Source organism: Amycolatopsis sp. NBC_00345, from assembly GCF_036116635.1.
Lineage (GTDB): Bacteria > Actinomycetota > Actinomycetes > Mycobacteriales > Pseudonocardiaceae > Amycolatopsis.
The window spans coordinates 9,229,513-9,247,511 of the sequence record NZ_CP107995.1 but is presented as its reverse complement, the minus strand read 5'-3'; the positions used below and the strand labels follow the sequence as shown (position 1 = coordinate 9,247,511).

17 protein-coding genes are annotated in these 17,999 nt (G+C 71.9%); 5 read left to right on the top strand and 12 right to left on the bottom strand.

The genetic code is table 11. The annotated features are described in order from the left end of the window. Positions 1 to 11: 11 nt before the first annotated feature. The 4 genes from OG943_RS42205 to OG943_RS42190 form a co-directional block, all read right to left on the bottom strand. A complete protein-coding gene (locus tag OG943_RS42205; protein WP_328606470.1) occupies positions 12 to 1,196 on the bottom strand; it encodes a 5-(carboxyamino)imidazole ribonucleotide synthase in 1,185 nt (394 codons plus the stop codon). A 238-nt stretch (positions 1,197 to 1,434) separates the two neighbouring features. Next, positions 1,435 to 2,889 (bottom strand): glycosyltransferase 87 family protein, encoded by a 1,455-nt coding sequence (locus OG943_RS42200; protein ID WP_328606469.1) that lies wholly within the window; start codon positions 2,887 to 2,889, stop codon positions 1,435 to 1,437. A gap of 43 nt (positions 2,890 to 2,932) precedes the next feature. After that, positions 2,933 to 4,294: a glycosyltransferase 87 family protein gene (locus OG943_RS42195; RefSeq protein ID WP_328606468.1), complete on the bottom strand. Its 1,362-nt coding sequence runs from the start codon at positions 4,292 to 4,294 to the stop codon at positions 2,933 to 2,935. A gap of 105 nt (positions 4,295 to 4,399) precedes the next feature. After that, positions 4,400 to 5,242, bottom strand: coding sequence for a GGDEF domain-containing protein (locus OG943_RS42190; protein ID WP_328606467.1), 843 nt, complete (start codon positions 5,240 to 5,242; stop codon positions 4,400 to 4,402). 258 nt (positions 5,243 to 5,500) lie between these two features. Here OG943_RS42190 and OG943_RS42185 point away from each other — a divergent pair, with 258 nt between their 5' ends. The 4 genes from OG943_RS42185 (at position 5,501) to OG943_RS42170 (ending at position 9,921) form a co-directional block, all read left to right on the top strand. Beyond that, positions 5,501 to 7,756 (top strand): sigma-70 family RNA polymerase sigma factor, encoded by a 2,256-nt coding sequence (locus OG943_RS42185; protein ID WP_328606466.1) that lies wholly within the window; start codon positions 5,501 to 5,503, stop codon positions 7,754 to 7,756. Positions 7,757 to 7,775: 19 nt separating this feature from the next. Further along, positions 7,776 to 8,285: a GtrA family protein gene (locus OG943_RS42180; RefSeq protein WP_328612314.1), complete on the top strand. Its 510-nt coding sequence runs from the start codon at positions 7,776 to 7,778 to the stop codon at positions 8,283 to 8,285. A gap of 37 nt (positions 8,286 to 8,322) precedes the next feature. Next, positions 8,323 to 8,847: a GtrA family protein gene (locus OG943_RS42175; protein WP_328606465.1), complete on the top strand. Its 525-nt coding sequence runs from the start codon at positions 8,323 to 8,325 to the stop codon at positions 8,845 to 8,847. A gap of 234 nt (positions 8,848 to 9,081) precedes the next feature. After that, positions 9,082 to 9,921 carry an NAD(P)H-binding protein gene (locus tag OG943_RS42170; protein ID WP_328606464.1) on the top strand — a complete coding sequence of 280 codons (840 nt, stop codon included), beginning with the start codon at positions 9,082 to 9,084 and terminating at the stop codon, positions 9,919 to 9,921. 49 nt (positions 9,922 to 9,970) lie between these two features. On the opposite strand, the gene OG943_RS42165 is transcribed toward OG943_RS42170, so the two are convergent. Beyond that, the gene (locus OG943_RS42165) at positions 9,971 to 11,254 is read right to left on the bottom strand and encodes an ATP-binding protein (protein WP_328612313.1); all 1,284 of its coding nucleotides are present in this window, start codon (positions 11,252 to 11,254) and stop codon (positions 9,971 to 9,973) included. 17 nt (positions 11,255 to 11,271) lie between these two features. Continuing rightward, positions 11,272 to 11,973 (bottom strand): response regulator transcription factor, encoded by a 702-nt coding sequence (locus tag OG943_RS42160; protein WP_328612312.1) that lies wholly within the window; start codon positions 11,971 to 11,973, stop codon positions 11,272 to 11,274. Positions 11,974 to 12,015: 42 nt separating this feature from the next. Between OG943_RS42160 and hisN the strand changes: the two genes are divergently transcribed. Continuing rightward, the gene (gene hisN / locus OG943_RS42155) at positions 12,016 to 12,804 is read left to right on the top strand and encodes a histidinol-phosphatase (protein WP_328612311.1); all 789 of its coding nucleotides are present in this window, start codon (positions 12,016 to 12,018) and stop codon (positions 12,802 to 12,804) included. A gap of 52 nt (positions 12,805 to 12,856) precedes the next feature. Here hisN and OG943_RS42150 read toward each other — a convergent pair whose 3' ends face one another. From OG943_RS42150 to OG943_RS42125, 6 genes are all read right to left on the bottom strand, one after another. Then, positions 12,857 to 13,795 carry a hypothetical protein gene (locus OG943_RS42150; RefSeq protein ID WP_328606463.1) on the bottom strand — a complete coding sequence of 313 codons (939 nt, stop codon included), beginning with the start codon at positions 13,793 to 13,795 and terminating at the stop codon, positions 12,857 to 12,859. A 94-nt stretch (positions 13,796 to 13,889) separates the two neighbouring features. Next, the gene (locus OG943_RS42145) at positions 13,890 to 14,153 is read right to left on the bottom strand and encodes a hypothetical protein (RefSeq protein WP_328606462.1); all 264 of its coding nucleotides are present in this window, start codon (positions 14,151 to 14,153) and stop codon (positions 13,890 to 13,892) included. Then, on the bottom strand, positions 14,150 to 15,262 hold the full coding sequence (locus OG943_RS42140) for a TNT domain-containing protein (RefSeq protein ID WP_328606461.1): 1,113 nt from the start codon (positions 15,260 to 15,262) through the stop codon (positions 14,150 to 14,152). Before OG943_RS42140 ends, OG943_RS42145 begins: the two co-directional genes overlap by 4 nt. A 235-nt stretch (positions 15,263 to 15,497) precedes the next feature. Continuing rightward, complete coding sequence (locus OG943_RS42135; RefSeq protein ID WP_328606460.1) at positions 15,498 to 16,439, bottom strand: hydroxymethylglutaryl-CoA lyase; 942 nt, start codon at positions 16,437 to 16,439, stop codon at positions 15,498 to 15,500. Position 16,440: 1 nt separating this feature from the next. After that, positions 16,441 to 17,025 carry a PH domain-containing protein gene (locus tag OG943_RS42130; RefSeq protein ID WP_328606459.1) on the bottom strand — a complete coding sequence of 195 codons (585 nt, stop codon included), beginning with the start codon at positions 17,023 to 17,025 and terminating at the stop codon, positions 16,441 to 16,443. Between the two features lie 89 nt (positions 17,026 to 17,114). Continuing rightward, positions 17,115 to 17,924 (bottom strand): biotin--[acetyl-CoA-carboxylase] ligase, encoded by an 810-nt coding sequence (locus tag OG943_RS42125; RefSeq protein WP_328606458.1) that lies wholly within the window; start codon positions 17,922 to 17,924, stop codon positions 17,115 to 17,117. Positions 17,925 to 17,999: the final 75 nt, after the last annotated feature.

Genomic DNA, 17,999 nt, shown 5'->3' with positions numbered 1-17,999 from the left:
AGTGCTCCCTTTCAGTGGATCTCGTAGCCGTCGAGCCAGACGGCGTGGGACAGCCAGTGCGCGGACAGCAGCGCGCGGTTGCGCAGGTCCTCCATGCGTTCCCCGGCGAAGTTGACGTGCCCGAGCTTGCGGCCGGGCCGGTCCTCCTTGCCGTAGAGGTGGATCTTCACCTCGGGGTAACGCGCGAAGAGGTGGTGGACGCGCTCGTCGGTGCTCATCCCGGGGGTGACCTCGGCGCCGAGCACGTTCGCCATCACGCACGCGGGCTCGATCAGGTCCGTGCGGCCCAGCGGGTAGTCGAGCACGCCGCGCAGGTGCTGCTCGAACTGCGACGTGCGGGAGCCGTCCATCGTCCAGTGCCCCGAGTTGTGCGGGCGCATGGCGAGCTCGTTGACCAGCAGGCCGGTGTCGGTCTCGAACAGCTCGACGGCCAGCAGCCCGGTGACGTCGAGCGTCGCCGCGATCCGCAGCGCGAGGTCCTGCGCCTCGTGCACCCGCGACTCGCTCAGCCCCGGCGCCGGTGCGAGCACCTCGGTGTTGATGCCGCCGGTCTGCACGGTCTCGACCACGGGGTACGCCGCGCCCTGCCCGAACGGCGAGCGCGCGACCAGCGCGGCCAGCTCGCGTTTCATGGCCACTTTCTCCTCGACCAGGAGCGCGGTGCCCGCGTCGAGCAGCTCGGGCACGGTCTCGCGCGCCTGCCGGGCGGTGTCGAGCATCCAGACGCCGCGGCCGTCGTACCCGCCGCTCGAGGCCTTGAGGACAACCGGCCAGCCGTGCTCGTCGCCGAACTTCACCACGTCGTCCACAGTGGACACTTCGGCGAACGCCGGGCCGGGCACACCGAGGCCCGCCATCATCTCGCGCATGACGAGCTTGTTCTGCGCGAACCCGAGCGCCGACGGCGCGGGCCGGATGACAAAGCCCTCCATGGCGAGCGTCAGCAGGTGCTCGCCCGGAACGTGCTCGTGATCGAAGGTGAGCACGTCGACCCCGGCGGCGAAGGAGCGCAGCGCGTCGAGGTCCGTGTGATGCCCGAGCACCACGTCACTGGCCACCAATGCGGCGGAATCGCCCTCGCTCACCGCGAGCACCCGCAGCGACTGTCCGAGCGAGATCGCCGCCTGGTGCGTCATCCGGGCGAGCTGTCCGCCGCCCACCATCCCCACGACGGGAAGACCGGTACGTTTGTCCATAACGCCGCCCAGGTTACTGGGCGCTCCCCGGCCGACCTGCGGGTACCTGGCGCTGTTGACGCAGCTCACCCACCCTGCGGGCCGGGTTGTCCCCGAGTCGGGGCTCGCCGGGCCGCACGGCGCGTGGACGCCAAGCTCCCGCTCGCCCGTCGACCAAGCACGAGAACGTCGACCCCGGCACGGACCACGTACGAGAGCGCGGGCCATCTGTCTATTCGGCCGGCTCCGGCTGCACCGTCTATTCGGCGGGCCCCGGCTGCACCGCTCGCGCAGCTGTACGAGCGCGTAGCCGGAGTTCGCGGGCGGCCAGGCCGAGGATGGCTCCGGCGGCGGCGAGGACGTAGGCGTTGCCGAGCAGGGACCAGCCCGGGCCCCAGGTGAACTCGGTGTTGCCGCCGTTCGGGACCAGCATCACGATCTGCGAGGCGAACAGCACGACCACCAGCAGCGCCCACCACCGCCGGCCCTTGACCACCAGCAGGCACACCAGCGGCACCGCCCACACCCAGTGGTGCGACCACGACACCGGGGAGACCAGCAGCGCGTAGAACGCCGTCACCAGCAGCGCGGCCGCACGCTCACCCCGGCGGTGCCAGCGGACGACCAGCCACACCGCGGGCACGGCCAGCACCGCGGCCACCGCGACAGCCACCGCCATCGACCACGGCGCGAGCGACGACGCGCGGTTGACCAGGCCGTTCAGCGACTGGTTGAAGATCCAGTGCACCGAGCCCACCCGGCTGGGATCGGTGACCGACTTCGTCCAGAAGAGCCACGCGTCGCCTGGGATGACGGCGAACATCACCGCCTCCAAGGCCACGAACGTGCCCAGCGCGCGCAGCCCGTCCTTCCACCGGCCGATGAAGAACAGGTGCGGGACGAAGATCAACGGGGTCAGCTTGACCGCCGCCGCCACGCCGACCAGCACACCCGCCCACCGGCTGCCCCACGCACGCTCCCCTACCGCACCCGCCGAGCCGCCGGCGCCCGCCGCATCCAGCGAACCCGCCGAACTCGCTGAGCCGCCGACGCCCGCCAAGCCTCGCGAGCCCGCCGCATCCAGCGAACCCGCCAAGCCCACAGCGCCCGCCGGGCCAGCCGCACCCGCCAAGCCCACAGCGCCCGCCGAACCCACAGCGCCGACCGACCCACCGGCCTCCACCGACCCAGCCGCGCTTCTCGACCCAGCCAAGCGCCCCAAGCCCGCACCGCGCCCCGACAGCACCAGCACGTCGAAGACCACCAACGCCATCAGTATCAAGTTGATCTGGCCCAGGAACAGCGTTTTCCACACCGGTTCCAGCACCAGAACGATGGCCGTGCCCGCCGGCAACCAGACCCCGGACGGCCGCGCCACCACCGCGATCACGACAGTAAGGGAGACCACCGACAAAACCGCGATCACGCCCCAGACCAGGCCCGACGGCACCAGCACGAGCGGCACGAACAGCGCCGCCGCGGCCGGGGTGTAGGTGAACGGCAGCCGTACCCAGTCAGGAAGCGTCGTGAGGTCCGACGCCGTGTACAGCGGCTCGCCCTTGAGCAGCGTCAGGCCGCCCGCGCGGTAGACCGCGCTGTCCGCGCCCACGTGCCACCCGGACAGCCACACCACGACCCCCAGCGCCGCGACCAGCAGCAGCAGAACGCCGAGCAGGAGGTACGAAAGCAGCGAAGGCGAAGGCCACGAACTCAAGCGTCGCGAATGCCGTAACCGCGGGACAGCAGGCGGACGAGAATCAGTCGCCTGGCGTGACGTCGGCATACTGCGCGGCCTCCTCCGACGCGCGGCGGCCGCGCGCCCGGCGCTGCAGGCCCCACCTGAAGATCAGCGCGAGGGCGAGCACCACCGGCATCAGGATGTAGGCGTCGCCGAGCACGTTCTGCCACACCTTCCAGTGCAGCTCCACGTTGCGGCCGTTCGGCAGGATCAGCAGCACGCAGCTGACGAACACGAACGCCACCAAACCCGTCCCGACCCAGCGTTTCCACGCTGTCGCCGGAGTGGTTTTAGGCAAGCGCGAAACGAGCAACACGATCAGCGGCACCACCCACACCCAGTGGTGGGTCCAGGAGATCGGCGAGATCAGCAGGATCCAGAACGCCGTGACGAGCAGCGAGGCGAGCGCCTGCCCGCGGCGGTGGAACCGGATCACCAGCCACAGCGCCGGGATCGCGAGCAGGAGGCCGATCCCCATCGCGGCCTTCGACGCCCACGGCGCGAGGTCGGTGGCGCGGTTCATCAGCGCGTTCAGCGACTGGTTGCCCGCCCAGTGCACCGGGCCGATACGGCCGGTGTCCGGCAGCGTCGAGGTCCAGTAGCGGAACGCGTCGTGCGGGTTGACCAGGAACATCAGCGCCTGCATGAGGACAAACGTGGCGAGCCCGCGCAGCGCGTCCTTGCGGCGGCCGGTGATGAACAGGTGCCCCAGGAACACGATCGGCGTCAGCTTGATCGCCGCCGCGACGCCCACCAGCACGCCGCCCCAGCGGCTGCCGCGCGCGCCGATCACCAGCATGTCCAGCAGGACCATGGCCATCAGGATCAGGTTGATCTGGCCGAGGAAAATGGTGCGCCACACCGGTTCCAGGCCGAGGAAGACCAGGAAGAACACGATCGTCGAACGGGCGGGCGAGGCCCACCAGCGCGGGCCGTCGTCGGCCGGGCGCGGCAGGGCGCCGATCGCGATGCGGATGGACAGCGCCATCGCACCCAGCGAAACGGCCGTCAGGAAGCCCCACGCCACCTGCGTCGGCACGACCGCGAGCGGGACGAACAGCAGCGCGGCCGTCGGCGGGTAGGTGAACGGCAGCATCGCCCACCACGGCTCCGGGTCGAGCGTGTTCGCGTCGTAGAGCGAGTGCCCGTGCAACAGGGTGAGCGCGCCGGCGCGGTAGACCGCGCTGTCGACGCCCAGCACCCATTCGTGCGTCCAGCCCCAGACGCCGAACCCGATCGCGACCAGCGGGATCACCGAGAGAATCAGGATCGACCGTGGGCGGACGGAGAGGCGGGCCAGCGACTTGCGCAGGGCCAGGCGAGGTAAGCCAGCTCTCGCCGGAGCTTCGCCTTCGACGGCGGAGGGTGCGGTCCTGGTCACCCCATCAGGAAAGCATGACCGGCGTCGAGCTGGTCCAGAAGGGTAGGACGGATTCTGTGGCGACGCCGGAGTTGTCCGGCGTGCCCGTTCGTCCCGCGTGCCCGGCTACGACCGGGACAGCTCCGCGAGCAGACCGCAGGCACGCTCGTGCGTCGGCGGCAGCCGCAGCGCCGAAACGCGCGGATGGCTGACCTCGCACAGCTGGTCATCGACCGACAGCCGGTCGTTGAGCGCCCGCCGCAGGGCCACGCCGTGGGAGGCGAGCCGGTCGTCACGGTGGGCCAGCACGGCGACGGTGGACGGGCCGAGCGTCGCGTAGCTCTCGCCCGCGTCGAAGACGGAGCGGACGGCGTCCGCGGCCAGGATCATGCCGGTCAGCCGCGGCCAGCCAGAGACGGCGGAGAGGTCCATGGAGACCACCAGCAGCACCTTCTCCTCCCACCCGCCGCCGCGGTACAGCTCGGCGAGGCGGGTGCGCAGGTAGGCCGAGGACGGCAGGCCGGTCAGCGGGTCGGTGACCTCGGTGTGCACGAGCTGGTCGGTCGCGACGTCGGCCCACGCCAACGCCGTCACCCTGAGTATCCGGGCGGGCGTCGCGTCCACGTCCGGGGACACGAAGCCGTCGACGGCGTCGGGGTCCGCGAGCACGGCGTGGAGGGCGGCCAGGTCCGACAGCGTCTCGGCCAGCCCGGCGCCGGCGGCGGCCCGCGCACGGCCCAATCCGGCCAGCGCCGTCTCGGCCCCGATGGCCCCGTGCCGGACGACGGCGGCACACACCGCGTCGACCTCCGGCAGGGCCCAGTCGCTGGGGAAACGCCACCCCGCGGCGAGGCTGGCGGTGCGCCAGCGGGCCCGCAACGCGCGAAGGGTGCGGTCCCGGTCGAAACGGGTGCGCGCCTCCTGCCCGTCGGCGGCTCCGGACCGGGCCCCGGTCGCCGGTACGTCCACTGGCCACCGCTCCTTTCGTCCGGATCTTGTCGATCTTGTCCCGCTACACCAGAGGGACTGCACCACCCCGTCCGCGTGACGACGTTCCGGGGCCTTTTTCCTCGCCGACCGTGAGGTCACGGGTGAACTCGTTGGGCCATCGGTGGCAGTACCCCGACCACGACGTGACGAGTGTCGCCGCGTCCGTCACACTTGGGCACGCGTTAGAGAGGTAGATCGTGGCTGGTCTGGCCGCGTGCGCGCAGAAGAAGGAGCCCCGTGTCCACCGTTCCCGCCGACCTGTCCGGTAAGAGTGACGCCGAGCTGATCGCCGAGGTGCGCGCCGGGGAGATCGCCTCCTACGGGACGCTGTTCGAGCGTCACAGCGGAGCGGCGTACAACCTCGCCCGGCAGCTCGCGCGCTCCAGCGCCGAGGCCGACGACCTCGTCTCCGAGGCCTTCGCCAAGGTCCTCGACACGCTCCGTGGCGGCAAGGGGCCGGACACCGCCTTTCGCGCGTACCTGCTCACCGCGCTGCGGCACACCGCGTACGACAAGACCCGCCGCGACCGCCGCGTCGACCTGAACGAGGACATGAGCGACGCCGGCGGGGCCATCGGCGAGGCGCTCACCGTGCCGTTCTCCGACACCGCCGTGGCCGGCCTCGAGCGGACGATGGCGGCGAAGGCGTTCGCGCGGCTGCCGGAGCGCTGGCAGGCCGTGCTGTGGCACACCGAGATCGAGCAGCAGAGCCCGGCCGAGGTCGCGCCGCTGCTGGGGCTGACCGCCAACGGCGTGTCCGCGCTCGCCTACCGCGCCCGTGAGGGCCTCCGGCAGGCCTACCTCCAGGTCCACCTGCAGGAGAACAACGCCGACCGGTGCCGCGCGGCGGCCGACCGGCTGGGCGCGTGGACCCGGGACGGACTGTCCAAACGCGAGCGCTCCCAGGTCGAGAACCACCTCGACGAGTGCGAGGCCTGCCGGGCGCTGGCCGCGGAGCTGGCCGACGTCAACGGCGGCCTGCGCGCGATCATCGCCCCGATCGTGCTGGGCGGTGCCGCGCTGGGCTACCTCGCGACGATCGGCGCGGCCAAGGCGGGCGCCGCCACCGCGGCGACGGCCGGTGCCGCGGCCGTCACTTCCGGTGCGGCCGCCGCCGGTGGCGCGAAGGCGGGTGCCGCCGCCGCGGCGTCCGCGCCTCGCCAGTTCGCCGGGGTCGCGGTCTCGGGCGCGGCCATCGTCGCCGCCGTCGCCATAGCGCTGGCCTCGAGCGGATCGCAGGAGATCCCGGTGGCGGCCCAGGTCCCGCCGCCCGCCGCGGCGCCTGCGGCCCCGCCGCCGAAGCCCGCTCCCCCGGCCGCGCCCGCCGTGCCCGCCCCGCCGGCGCCCCCGGCGGCCCAGCCCGCGCCGCCGCCGGTCCCGCCGCCGGCCGCGCCCGCGCAGCCGGCACCGCCGCCCCCGGCCGCGCCCGCACCGGCGAAGATGTCCGCGACCACGCCGTCCGGCGATCTCGAACTGCAGCCGGGCGCGGGCCCGGTGAACCTGCCCATCACCGTCCGCAACGACGGCGGCAGCCTGTCCGACCCCGTGCAGGTGGCGCTGAACCTGCCGGCGGGTGTCTCCGCGGTCCCGGTCGGCGGTGGTGGCGCGGTGAGCGCCTTCCGCGCGGACAGCGCAGGCGCCCAAACCCAGGCCGCCCCGCTGGCCGTCAACTGCCCCGGCGGCACCGGCACCGTGACCTGTAAGACCGGCTCCGGCCTGCAGCCCGGCCAGACGGCGGTGCTCACCTTCCGGCTGCTCGCCGACGAGAGCGCGAAGGGCGGCACCGTCACCGGCTCGGTCACCGCGGGCACGGCGCTGAAGGTCACGGTGAGCGTGAAGGTCACGGTGAAGACCCCTCCGCCGGACGCCGTGCTGCTGCAGGCGGACACCGACGGGCTTTCGGCGTTCCCCTGGACGCGCAACCCGCTCGTCTACGTCCGCGTGCGCAACACCGGCGAGACCACGAAGCCCGTCACGGTCACCTTCGACCACGCGATCTACCAGTCGTGGAGCCTCAGCGGCTTCCCCTGCGAGTCGACGGGTTCGAGCGCCACCTGCACCACCCGCGGCTCGCTCGCGCCGGACCAGCACGTGAACCTGTGGGTGCGGCTGGACGGCCGGCCCACGCGCGACACCCCGGTCACCGTGAGTGCCACCCTCGGCAAGGCCGAGGCCAAGCCGGTACAGCTGTTCTTCGGCTGCTGGCTGGGCATCTGCGACGTCCCGTACCCGACCACCGGGAGCCCGGAGCCGTCGGAGAAACCGACGAATTCGCCTGGCACCAGCACGAGCCCGTCGAAGCCGAAGAAGCACCCGAGCCCGAGCAGCACGCCGCCCGCGCAGCCGGCGGACCCGACGACCACCGCCGCGCCCGGCACGCCCTCCACCAGCACGAGTGCGCCGCCGGACCCCGGTTCGGGCAACTCCGGCAAACCGGGCCAGACCCCGCCGACGATCGAGCCCCGCGGCTTTTTCGACTGGCTGAGGGGGTAGCGTCGCGCAGGTGCGGATCCTGCGCGAGTTACTGACGAAGCACCGTGAGCTGCTGCGGTTCGCCGTGGTCGGCGGCATCAGTTTCCTGATCACCACGGCCATCACGTACGCGCTGAAGTTCACCGTGCTCCGGACACACCCCGTGACCGCGCTGATCGTCGGGGTGCTGGTCGCGACGATCTTCTCCTACGTCGCCAACCGCGAATGGTCCTTCCGCACGCGCGGCGGGCGCGAGCGCGCGCACGAGGCCGCGCTGTTCTTCCTCATCAGCGGCGTCGCGCTGGGCCTGAACGCGCTGCCGCAGTGGGTCTCGCGCTACATGCTGGACCTGCAGGAGCCGCACCTGACCCTGCTGGGCCAGGAGGTCGCGGACTTCGTCAGCGGCATGATCCTGGGGACGCTGCTGGGCACGCTGTTCCGCTGGTGGGCGTTCAAGAAGTGGGTCTTCCCGACCGAGGGCGCGCGGCTGAAGACGGTTTCCGGCGACCAGTCGGGGGATCCGGACATTACCGGCAGGAAGGCCGCCTGAGGCCGCCGGTGACCTCGGATTCTCTAGACTGCCTGGTGTGACCGTTGTCGAAACCGTGCTGTCCCGCACGCCGGAGCCACTGCGCGCGGTGCTGATCAAGCACCGGGAGATGCTGAAGTTCGCGCTGGTCGGCGCCACGACGTTCATCGTCGACAACGGCGTCTGGTACCTGCTCAAGCTCAGCGTGCTGGAGTCGAAGCCGACCACCGCGAAGGCCATCGCGATCATCGTGGCCACGATCGTCTCGTACGTGCTGAACCGCGAATGGTCGTTCCGCACCCGCGGCGGGCGCGAGCGCACGCACGAGGCGACGCTGTTCTTCGTGATCAGCGGCATCGCCGTGGTGGTCAACCTGATTCCGCTGTACCTGTCGCGCTACGCGCTGCACCTGGAGGTGCCGCACGTGACCAGGCTGGTGCAGGAGGTCGCGGACTTCGCCAGCGGCTCGATCATCGGCATGCTGCTCGCGATGGTGTTCCGGTTCTGGGGCTTCAAGAAGTGGGTCTTCCCGGACGACCTCGGCGAGCGCCGGCGCGAACAGGTCACCCACCTGCCCCGGTAGTGCCCGAAAAGCGCTTGCCCGCGTTGCCCGGCCCTGTTTAGGGTCGGCCCCGCAGCTACTCCTGTGACAGCGACGCCGCCCGGGTTCGACCGGGGCCGGCGGGACGATTCGAGGTGGTTCCCGAGAGCGAAGAGGACCGCGCCCCGTAGCCGGGCGACGGTTGGAACCTTTTCACCCTCGTGGCCCCCGCACGCCCTCGTGTGTGCGTTCTCGTTCCTGCACAAGGAGTTTTCAGTGATTCTCGTTCTCGGCGCGACCGGCAAGATCGGCCGCTCCCTCGTTCCCGCTCTGCTCGACGCCGGCGCCGAAGTCCGCGCGCTGACCCGCGACCCGTCCCGGGCCCGGATCGACCCGCGGGCCCAGGTGGTGCGCGGCGACCTCGACGACACCGCGTCGCTGCCCCGCCTGCTCGACGGCGTCGAGCGCGTTTTCGTGCTCACCTCCGGCCACGGCTCCGACGGCGCGGCACAGGAAGCCGCTTTGGCCACCGCTGCGGCGAAAGCCGGCGCGGCGCACCTGGTGAAGCTGTCCACCACGGGCGTCTACTTCGGACAGACGGACCCGATCAGCACCGGCCACGCGCGCGCCGAGCGGGCGATCCGCGAAGCCGGTCCGGCGTGGACGATCCTGCGTCCCGGCGCGTTCATGGACAACCGGCGCGGCTGGCTGCAGTCGATCCGGGCCGTCGGCGCGGTGTACGGGCCCGAAGGCGACCCGGCGTCCGCGCTCGTGCACGTCCGCGACATCGCGGCCGTCGCGACGCTTGTGCTCACCACGTCCGGCCACGAAGGCGCGACGTACGAGCTGACCGGCGGCGAGGCCCTCACGGCCGAGCAGCAGGTCGCCATCCTCGGCGAAGCGCTCGGGCGTCCGGTCCGCTACATCGAGGAACCGCACGACGCGGCGCGCGCCCGCATGCTCGCCCAGGGCTGGCCCGCCGCGGCCGTCGACGGCTCCTTCGAACTGAAGCGCCAGTCGGCGGGCAACGAGGACGTCGTGTTCGACACGGTGGCCCGGCTACTCGGCCGCCCACCGCTGACGTTCGCCGATTGGGCCCGCGAGCAGCGCGCCTGATCCGCCGTTACACCACCTACATGCCCTGAAGGCCACCTTCAGGGCATCCTCAGCGGGGCACGGGCTCCGCGGGCCAGCGCACCTGGCCGACGTCGTCAGGGCGCGGCACCTTGAGGAACAGGCTGAAGATCGCCGGGCGTTTGTTGGACAGCTCCAGCCGGCCGCCGTCGGCTTCCACCAGCGCGCGGGCCAGCGCCAGGCCGACGCCGGTGGAGCCACCGCCGGAGAAGCCGCGTTCGAAGATGTGCGGGGCGAGCCCGTCCGGGACGCCGGAGCCGGTGTCCCCGACCTCGATCACCACCGTGCCGTCGGCGTCACCGCGCCGGGCGGCGAGCGTGACGGTGCCGGCGCCGTGGCGCAGCGCGTTGTCCAGCAGCACCCCGATAACCTCGCGCAGCCGCCCAGGCGTGGCGCGCGCCATCAGGCCGTCGGCGATCTTCAGCCGCAGGTTCCGGCCCTCGACGCGCAGCAGCTGCCGCCACTCCTCCGCGACCTTGGGCAACGTCGCGGGCAGGTCCACGGGCTCGGCGTCCACCTCGCGGGCCGCGCGGGCGGCGGCGAGCAGCTCGTCGAGCGCCCCGGCCAGCCGGTCGGCCTGCTCCTGCGCCGCGCGCGACTCCTCGACGACGTCGGGGTCCCCGTGCATGGTCAGCGGTTCCAGGCGCAGCTGCAGCGCCGTGAGCCGGCTGCGCAGCTGGTGCGAGACGTCGCCGACGAGCTGGCGCTCCCGTTGGACGAGCTGCGCCAGCGCCGAGCCCGACGTGTCCAGTGCCTCCGCGACCATGTCCAGCTCGGCAACGCGGTAACGGCCAGGGTCAGGCCGGAAGTCGCCGCCACCGAGACGGGACGCGCGGTCCGCGACGTGCCGAAGCGGCTTCGCGAGCCTTCGCGCCGTCACCGTGGCCACCACCGTGCCGGTGCCGACCGACAGCACGACCAGCAGCACCACCAGCAGCGTCACCTGCGTCTGCTTCGTCCGCACCGGACCACCCGGGATGGCCAGGATGACGGAGCCGTGGCGGGCCGTCGGCACGGACTCGACCACCGGGTCCGGGCCCGGGTTGACGCCGAGGTGCTTCTCGATCAGGCCGTCGCCGCGCACCGTGAGCAGGCCGCCCTGCGGGACGCCGACGCGGAACTGCTCGATGTCGATGTCCTGGCCGTTCGCGACCTGCGTGTCCACCGTCGCCGCGATGTTCCGCGCGCGCTCGGCCAGGCTCTCGCGGTTCAGGTTCTCCACCAGCCGCCAGGCCGTGACGCCCAGCGGAATGCCCAGCACCGCCGCCGTGACCAGGACGGCGAGCAGGATCGCCAGCAGGATCCGGCGGCGCATGCTCATGGGACCGGACGCTATTCGACGTTGAAGCGGAAGCCAACGCCGCGCACGGTCGCGATCCGCCGCTCGCCGTCGGAGTGCGTGGACTTCGCGGGACGGCCCGCCGCCTCGTCGGCCGCGATCGCGAGCTTCCGGCGCAGCCACGACATGTGCATGTCGAGCGTCTTGGAGGTCTTCGACTCCAGGTCGTTCCACACCTCGGCGAGGATCTCGTCGCGGCTGACGACCTGGCCGGCCCTGGTCATCAGCACCCGCAGCAGCTCGAACTCCTTGTTCGCCAGCTGCACCTCGTGCAGGTCGACGGTGACCAGCCGGGCGCCGAGGTCCATCCGGACCCCGCCGGCCTCCAGCACCTCCGGCACCCGGCGGCGCAGCAGCGCGCGGATGCGGGCGAGCAGCTCGGCGAGCCGGAACGGCTTGGCCACGTAGTCGTCGGCGCCCGCGTCGAGGCCGACCACGAAGTCGACCTCGTCGGTGCGCGCCGTGAGCATCAGCACGGGCAGCTCGGTGCCGCTCGCGCGCAGCCGGCGGCAGACCTCCAGCCCGTCCATGCCGGGCAGGCCGAGGTCGAGCACAAGCAGGTCGACCCGGTGGGCGGCCGTCGCGTCCAGTACCGACGGACCGTCGGTGACGACCTCGATCTCGTACCCCTCCCGTTGCAGGGCGCGGGACAGGGGCTCGGCGATAGCCGGATCGTCTTCGGCAAGTAGGACCATGCTCACCTCGCCAACCTTACGGTGAACCGGCGTGAAACCATCGTGATCGTGCCTGGTTATGAGGATGATCTGACGCTTGCCACCCGGCTGGCTGATGCCGCCGACTCGATCACCACGTCGCGCTTCCGCGCGCTCGACCTGTCGGTCTCCCGCAAACCCGACCGGACGCCGGTGACGGACGCCGACACCGCCGTCGAGGACGCGATCCGCGCGATCCTCGCCACCGAGCGTCCCGGCGACGCCGTGGCGGGCGAGGAACGCGGCGGCACGGCGGGCTCGAAGGGCCGCGCATGGGTGGTCGACCCGATCGACGGAACCAAGAACTTCCTGCGCGGCGTGCCGGTCTGGGCCACGCTGATCGCGCTGGTCGAGGACGGCACGCCGGTGGTCGGGATGATCTCCGCGCCGCTGCTGGAACGGCGCTGGTGGGCGTCCCGCGGCGACGGCGCGTTCCTGCGCGACGCGGCCGGGAGGCGGCAGCTCGCGGTGTCCTCGGTGGCGTCGCTGGCGGACGCGTATCTGTCCACGACGGACCTCAACACCTGGACGGAGTACCACTCCCGCGAGAAGTACCTGGAGCTCACCGAAGCCTGCTGGGAGAGCCGCGCGTTCGGCGACTTCTGGCAGCACTGCCTGGTCGCGGAGGGCGCGCTGGACCTGGCCGCGGAGTGCGTCGTGAACCCCTGGGACGTCGCGGCCGCGCAGGTGATCGTCACGGAGGCGGGCGGACGCTTCAGCGACCTGTCCGGCGCGGCGACGTACGAGGGCGGCTCGGCGCTGTCCAGCAACGGCCTGCTGCACGACGACGCGCTGGCCGTGCTGGAGCGCTGAGGGGTCAGGGCCGGGTTTCGGGCGCTGATGTTCTACGTCAGCTCCCGATTGGTCAGCGGACAGTCCCCCGCCAGCGCAGCTGCTTGAGCTGCCGTCTGGCGACTTGCACCTCATCGGCGAAGCGGTGGTCCTCCGCGGCGATCGATGCGAACAGCGCGACCGCGGTCTTGGTTGCGGTACGAGCATCGCCACGTCGACCGGCCCGGCTGTAGAGCCGGCCCAGGTTGAGCTCCGTCAGCGCGACGAATTTCAGCTGGAACGAGTTGCGAGCTGCCTCTTGGCGATAGTCCGCCGCGGCCAGCTCCAGCTCCTCGATCGCCGCGGCGAGGTCACCCGCCGCGGCCAGATCGGCAGACAACACGCCGCGGAGTTCGGCCGATTCGGCAACCGCTCCCGCGGCGGCGAACAATGTGACGGCTTCCCGGCGCATCGCCACCTTCTCGGCCGATGACACCCGGCTGGCGCGTCGATCGAGTGCTTTGGCCAGCAACAGGTCGATGCCCCGCTCGCCGGCCCTGGCACGCAGCGCGCCGATGCCGCTGCCGGTGCCGTCCGCGCATTGGGCGGGCAGATGCCGCTCCAGATAGCGTCGAACCCCCGGATCGCTCGCTGGTGTGTCGAGCAGCTCGATCAGCGCGGCGGCAATTTTGTCCTCGACCGTGAAGGGCCCGAAGGTGTCCTCCATCGCCGCGGCGATCGACGGATCGGACATGAGGAGACGGCCCACGGCACCGTCGGCGCCGACTGCCAGCTGGTAGCGCATGCCGTCAGCGGTCTGGTGCGCGGACACCTGATCCGGACGCGCGCGGCACAATGCTTTGGCGTCAGCGTCTTGGTATCGCACACCGGCCGGTGCCATCGCGTTGGCCATGGCGAGCCAGATCTCGATCGGGAACCCGCCGATGCCTGATCTGGTGAGCGCGTCCAGCAGCGGCTCGACGGGCTTGCCCGGACGGGAGCCCTGCCTTTTCGGAGTCTTGCCCGCAGCCATCCACCCTGCTCCCCGCCCATGCCCGGCGACATGACCCGGTCAGGGAAGCACGCTTCCACCGGGACCGGTCCCGGGTCCGAGCACTCACGAGGGGTCAGTTGGCGCCGGGCAGGACCCCGACCGCGCCGCGCGCCACCTGCGACCACGCCAGGCGGCCGAAGAGGTAGTGGCAGGCGACCTGCTCGGTGCTGAAGCGGGCCCAGTCGTACCGGCTGCCCTGCTCACGCCAGAAGACTTCCCAGCCGTTGTCCTCGACGGGCATCAGGCACCACGCGTTGTCGGCCTCGGCGCCCACCGAGACCACTTCCGCGGGCACGCCCAGCACGTCGAGCCAGCGGTGGATCGACTGGGTGTTCATCGCTTCTCCCCCGTGACTTCGGCCAGGAACCCCAGCGTGACCAGCTCGTCGGCGGCCAGCACCGCACGGTACCGGATCCCGCCGCCGGGCTGGCCGAACCACTCCGCCGACGTCGAGCGCCACATCGGCACGGGCTTCACCACGCGGTAGCGCCGATAGCCGCCGTCCACGGCGGACGGTGGCAGCGAGCGCCGCGCGAACGGCGTGCCGTCGGCGGCGAAGACGCGGCCGTGCTCACCGCCGAAGCGGTCGAGCAGCGTGTCCTTCGGCAGGACAACGGGTTCGGGCTGGTCCAGACCACCTTCGGGGAACTGGGTGGCGGGCGGCCAGATCGGGCTGGCCTGCTTTGGTCTGGTCTGATCCGGGTTGGACTGCTCCGGGCCGGTCTGCTTTGGACTGGACTGGGGCTCGTACCCGTCGAGCAACTCGGCGGGCGGCCCGACGGCGGCGGGTGGCGTGGGCGTACGCCGGAGACCGCGGGTGACGTAGTAGAGGGCGTCGCTGTCGTCGAGCAGCGCGGAGTCCGGGTGGTCGAACGGGGCGCGGCCCACACTGTCCGTTTTGCCGGTTGTGTTGGGAATAGGCAGTTGCTCAGCCGGCCGCGCGGCGGCGACGGGCAGGTGGCCGAGGGGGAACATGTGGACCAGGAAGAGCGCGAGGACGCTTTCCCGCTCGGTCCGAGGGGATCCCATCGGCGGCCGTTGCGGGTGCTGCGGTTGTTGCGGGTGCTGCTGGTGCGGCGGTTGCTGTTGCGGCGACTGCAGCGGTTGCTGCTGCGACGGGTAGCGCGGCCCGGCGACCGGCCGGTGCGACACCGGCGATTGGCGCTGCTGCTGGTACTGCTGCGACGGCTGCTGGTGCCGGTACGCCTGATGCTGTTGCGCTTGCCGCGGAGCCGACTGCCCCGGCTGGTACGGCGCCGGCACCCCCTGCGACCACGACTGCCCGGGTGCGCCGCCACGGTGCGGGACGGGCGGGAGCCGGGTGCCGGACGGCGGGGTCGGGACGTCGTCGAAGCCGCCGTTGTCCAGGAGGCCGCTGTACTGGGCCGGGAGACGGATCGGTCCGGTGGAGACGTCGGTGTCGGCCGGTTCGGCCTGCTCGGTCACGGGCACCCTCCGTCGGTTCCGCCGGCACAGGGAAGGACGTTTCCCCGGCCACCCGGTTGCCGTCGCCCGCGCGCAATTCCCCGATAGGGCGAATTCCGCACGCGCGGTGGCAATTCCACCTTATCGGCCGCGGGCGCTCCGGCGGCGCGTTGACCGTCGGGCTCGCCGGGGGGACTCTCGACGGCGCAGACATCGACATCGGCGCCGAGCCAAAGCCGCCCGACCAAAAGCCGAGCTACCCCGCCAAGGCGTTCACCACACGGGACGGCGAGGGCCGCCCCAGCCGGCCCGCCATCCAGACGCTCGTCTCCACCAGCTTGGCCAAGTCGACGCCGTGCTCGATGCCCAGCCCCTCCAGCAGCCAGACCAGGTCCTCGGTCGCGAGGTTGCCCGTGGCGGACTCCGCGTAGGGGCAGCCGCCGAGGCCGCCCGCCGAAGAGTCCACAGTGGACACACCAGAGCGCAGAGCGGCCTCGGTGTTCGCCAGCGCCTGGCCGTACGTGTCGTGGAAGTGCACAGCCAGCGACTCCGTCCCGACGCCCGCCGCGACAAACGAGCCGATCAGGTTCGTGACCTGGCCCGTCGTCGCGACGCCGATGGTGTCGCCCAGCGAAAGCTGCGAGCAGCCGGTGTCCAGCAGCCACTTGCCCACGCGGACGACCTGCGCCGCGGGCACCACGCCCTCCCACGGGTCGCCGAAGCACATCGACAGGTAGCCGCGCACCTCCAGGCCTTCGGCGCGGGCCCGGGTCACGACCGGCTCGAACATGGCGAACTGCTCGTCCAGCGTCGTGTTCAGATTCCGCTTGGCGAAGGTCTCGGTGGCGCTGGCGAACACGGCGATGTGGTTGACGCCCGCGTCCAGCGCGCGATTCAGGCCCCGTTCGTTCGGCACCAGCACGGGATACCGGACGCCCTCGTGCCGGTCCAGGCCCGCGAGAAGCTGCTCCGCGTCCGCGAGCTGCGGCACCCACTTCGGGTGCACGAAGCTGGTCGCCTCCAGCGTGGTCAGGCCCGCGCCGGCCAGCCGGTCCAGGAACTCCAGCTTCACCTCGACCGGGACGACGGTGTCCTCGTTCTGCAGTCCGTCGCGGGGGCCGACCTCCCAGATCTCCACGCGTGACGGCAGGCCGGCGGCCGGCACCCGCTCCGGCAGGCCCACCTCCAACGCGCCCACGTCAGCGCCTCCGTCCGCGCGGCTGGCGCCCCTGCGGCGGTTGCGGCGGCAGCGGCTCGGTCTGCTGCGGGCCCGGCGCGCCGGTGTAGTCGTCGTACGGGTTGTCGTTGACTTCGCGGTAGATCACCGTGTGCACGCGCTCGACGCGCGGGATGTCGTCGAAGCGCAGCGGCTCGTGCGAAGCCGACTCGATGATCAGCGTGCCGCAGCCGAACACCCGGTCCAGCAGGCCGTGCTCGAACTGCACGCTGTTGATCCGCGACATCGGGATGTCGATGCCGGTGCGCTTCAGCACGCCCTCGCGCGCGATCAGCCGGTCGGTGGTGACGATGAAGTGCGTGGTCCGCCAGCGCACCACCGGCGCCAGGAACAGCCACACGACCAGCACCACCCCGACCACCGCGATGGCGATCCTGGCCACGTTGTTCCACGGCGCCGGCGCGTCCGGCGCCAGCATGAGGAGCCACACGGCCGCGGCGACCGTGATCACGAACGCCACGAACGGGAAGATCAGCATCTTGAAGTGCGGGTGGCTGTGCACCACGACTTCCTCGTGCTGGCTGAGCAAATCGTCCGGATAGGCCACGGCGGACGCTCCCCTGGTGTGTGCTGACGCTGGTGAACCAACCGTACCGGCGCGAAGGCGTCATGGACGCCAGGACACCGTGATTCGGCTCAAGCCGGGCGCACGTGCACGACGTCGCCGGCGAAGACGGTGAGCCGGCGCCCGTCCTCGACGTCCACCTGCAGCTGGCCGGCCGGGTCGATGTCGGCGGCGCGGCCGGTGAGCGACGCGCCGTCGGGCAGTTCCACCCGGACGTCCTGGCCGAGCGTGGCGCAGTGCGCGCGGTAGTCGGCGAGCAGACCGGCCTCGGTGAGGTCGCCGCCCGCGAGGCGCCAGCGGCGTTCCAGGTCGTCGAACCGGGTGAGCAGGGCGAGCGCGACGCCGGTGCGGTCCGGGTCCACGGCCCCCTGCTCGGCCAGCGACGTCGCGGGCAGGCCGCCCGGCCCGGCCGGCACGTTTTCGCCGAGCGGCAGCACGTTCAGCCCGATGCCGAGCACCACGGACGGCTCCGGGCCCGCGACCGCCTCCGCGAGGATGCCCGCGCACTTGGCCCGGTCCGGTCCGGCGAGGACGTCGTTCGGCCACTTGAGCACGGCGTCCACCCCCAGCTCCGACGCGACGGAACGCACCGCGAGCCCGGCCACCACGGACAGTGAGCCGAGCGCGGAGAACGCCACGCCGGAGGGACGCAGCGCCACGCTCAGGTACAGCCCGGCGCCCTTCGGCGAACTCCACGAACGGGCCCGGCGGCCGACCCCGGCGGTCTGCTGCTCGGCGATCAGCACGGTGCGGTCAGCGGCCCCCGCGACAACGGCTTCCCGCAGGTCCGCGTTAGTGGAGCCGGTGATCTCCACGACGTCGACCCTGGCGTAGCGACCGGCCAGTCCCTCACGCAGCAGTACTGCGTCCATTCCAGGCATGTGCCCACAATATGAGAGTCCCCCTAACGTGCAAGCCGCTCGCTCGTTACACAGCAGTGGGCTCTTCTAGATTGG